At 63.8% G+C, this 400-nt stretch carries 1 protein-coding gene; it reads right to left on the bottom strand.

The window, feature by feature from the left end:
* Nucleotides 1–400, bottom strand: a 400-nt coding sequence (locus VT50_RS37925) for an acyltransferase domain-containing protein (RefSeq protein WP_338058392.1), incomplete at both ends; no start/stop codon positions are given.

Raw genomic sequence — 400 nt, 5'->3', positions numbered from 1 at the left:
CACCCAGAACCGGCGCCCAATCAACAGCCACCCCATGGACATGCAACTGAGCAAGCGAGGTCAGAACCTGCCGGAGCGTGTCCTGATCACGACGCAAAGTGCCGGTCACCACCGCCTGACCACCAGCAGCCTCCACCGCCTCCTCCACACCCACCGTCAACACCGGATGCGCACTCACCTCAACAAAAGCCCCATAACCCTCAGCGACCAGAACATCCACCGCCTCAGCAAACCGCACCCGCTGCCGCAGATTCCGGAACCAATACCCACCATCCATCTCCCCCGGCGAAACCCACCGCCCCGTCACCGTCGACAACAACGGCACCCCACGACCTTGCGGAGCGCCCGAGACCAAGCCATCCAGAGCCTCCGCCAGCTCGGCACGGATCTGTTCAACCTG

Origin of the sequence: Streptomyces antioxidans (assembly GCF_000968685.2) — a bacterium.
Classification (GTDB): domain Bacteria; phylum Actinomycetota; class Actinomycetes; order Streptomycetales; family Streptomycetaceae; genus Streptomyces; species Streptomyces antioxidans.
This window is presented reverse-complemented; position numbering and strand designations above follow the sequence as displayed.